Origin of the sequence: Streptomyces sp. NPDC050988 (assembly GCF_044456225.1) — a bacterium.
Lineage (GTDB): Bacteria > Actinomycetota > Actinomycetes > Streptomycetales > Streptomycetaceae > Streptomyces.
The window spans coordinates 1-1,925 of the sequence record NZ_JBITFQ010000069.1 but is presented as its reverse complement, the minus strand read 5'-3'; the positions used below and the strand labels follow the sequence as shown (position 1 = coordinate 1,925).

The following is a 1,925-nucleotide window of genomic DNA, read 5'->3' as shown; positions in this document are numbered from 1 at the left end:
TGTGCGCCCAGCATGGGCGATTGCTTGGGGGTGAAAGTCCCCTGGGGGAAGAGGTGGTGCTAACCCCGAGCCGGAGGCAAGGGCGTCATTGTGAGGTGGGGTCTGGAGGAAGCCCGAGGCGAGACCTGTGCTCTGAGGAACACGAACCGTGTATGAGGCGTGCTGGTCGGGTGAGCCTGCATGGCAAGGCGAAGCCCGTCACTGCCAAGAAGGCCAGTGCGTAAACGCGGCAGAGTACAGGGACAGTGATCGTTCTTACCTGGGGAGATCTGTCCGGGTGTCGGTTGTGCTGAAGATGTCGCCGCGCCGACGGTCCGTACTGGAAGGTACGGGCTGACCGGGCAGAAGTCAGCAGAGGTCGTAGTACCAGCCGGGATGGCCGCATGAGTGGCGGGCTGGGAAGGGCCGAACATCGAGTGGAACGGGTGATGTGGTGGTTGCTCGTGCCGGTCACGTGGACCGCAGAAAGTCCGCTTCGGCGGGGCCGCAGGGGGAGGAGCCGGTGCATCCGGCGGAGCCCACGGCGGTGCGTAGTGGCCGGTCGGCGCGCCTCGCGGAAGACGTTCACCGTGAACAGGATTCCTCGTTGTGGGAGTTGATGCTCTCGAAGGAGAACCTGCTCGCGGCGCTCAACCGTGTTGAAGCGAACCGGGGTGCTCCCGGGGTGGACGGCATGACCACGGCTCAGTTGCGGTCGTGGCTGCTGGTGCACTGGCCCGAGGTCCGGGCCGCGCTCGATGCGGGCATCTACCGGCCGGCGCCGGTCCGTCAGGTGATCATCCCGAAGCCTGGCGGCGGCGAGCGGATGCTGGGGGTGCCGACTGTGCTGGACCGCTTGATCCAGCAGGCCATCGCGCAAGTGCTCGTGCCCATCTTCGACCCGGGGTTTTCGGGGTCGTCCTTCGGGTTCCGTCCCGGCCGGTCCGCCCATCAGGCGATCCGTGTCGCGCGGCGGGCCATCGAGGACGGCCTTCGGTGGGTTGTGGACCTTGACCTGGACCGGTTCTTCGACCGCGTCCAGCATGATGTCCTGATGGCTCGGGTCGCGCGCAAGGTCAGTGACCGCAGGGTCCTGAAACTGATCCGCAGGTACTTGGACGCCGGGATCATGGTGGACGGCATCAGGACGCCGAGCGAGGAGGGGACCCCGCAGGGCTCCCCGCTGTCGCCGGTGTTGTCGAACATCATGCTCGACGATCTGGACCGGGAGCTGTTCAGGCGCGGTCACCGGTTCGTGCGTTACGCCGACGACGTGCGCGTCTTCGTGCGGAGCGAACGAGCCGCCAGAAGGGTGCTCGCCTCGGTCACGGCCGTGGTCGAGCAGCGGCTGAAACTGAAGGTCAACCGGGAGAAGTCGAAGGTGGTCCACGCCCGCTCGGCGGTGCTACTGGGGTTCGGCTTCTACTTCGCCCGTGGCGGCAAGGTCGGCATCCGCGTCGATCCGAAGGCGGTCAAGCGCCTGAAGGACCGGCTGCGGGAGCTGACCTCGCGCCGGTGGAGCATCGCGATGGACGAACGCATCGCGAAGATCAACCGCTTCACCACCGGATGGATGGGCTACTTCCAGCTCGCGGACGGGTCACACCTGTTCCGGGACCTGGACAAGTGGCTGCACCGCAGGATGCGGCAGATCCGCTGGAAGGAATGGAAGCTTCCCAAGGCCCGGTTCAGGAACCTCCGCGCGCTCGGTGTCGCCGAGTGGCAGGCCCGCGAGTGGGCTGGCAGCGGCAAGGGCTACTGGCGGATCGCGGGATCGGCCGTCCTTCAGCGGGCACTGCCCAACTCCTACTGGGACGACCTTGGTCTGCGCATGCTCAAGCCGACCTGGCAAGGGTTGAGATCAGCTCGGTGAACCGCCGGATGCGAGGCCCGCATGTCCGGTGGTGTGAGAGGAGGGCCGGGCGACCCGGCCCTCCTACTCGATT

Annotated in this window: 1 protein-coding gene; it reads left to right on the top strand. The window is 66.6% G+C overall.

Annotated elements, in window-relative coordinates; translation table 11 throughout:
- Window positions 1-598 precede the first annotated feature (598 nt).
- A complete protein-coding gene (gene ltrA, locus ACIBEI_RS49535; protein ID WP_398898123.1) occupies window positions 599-1,852 on the top strand; it encodes a group II intron reverse transcriptase/maturase in 1,254 nt (417 codons plus the stop codon).
- Window positions 1,853-1,925: the final 73 nt, after the last annotated feature.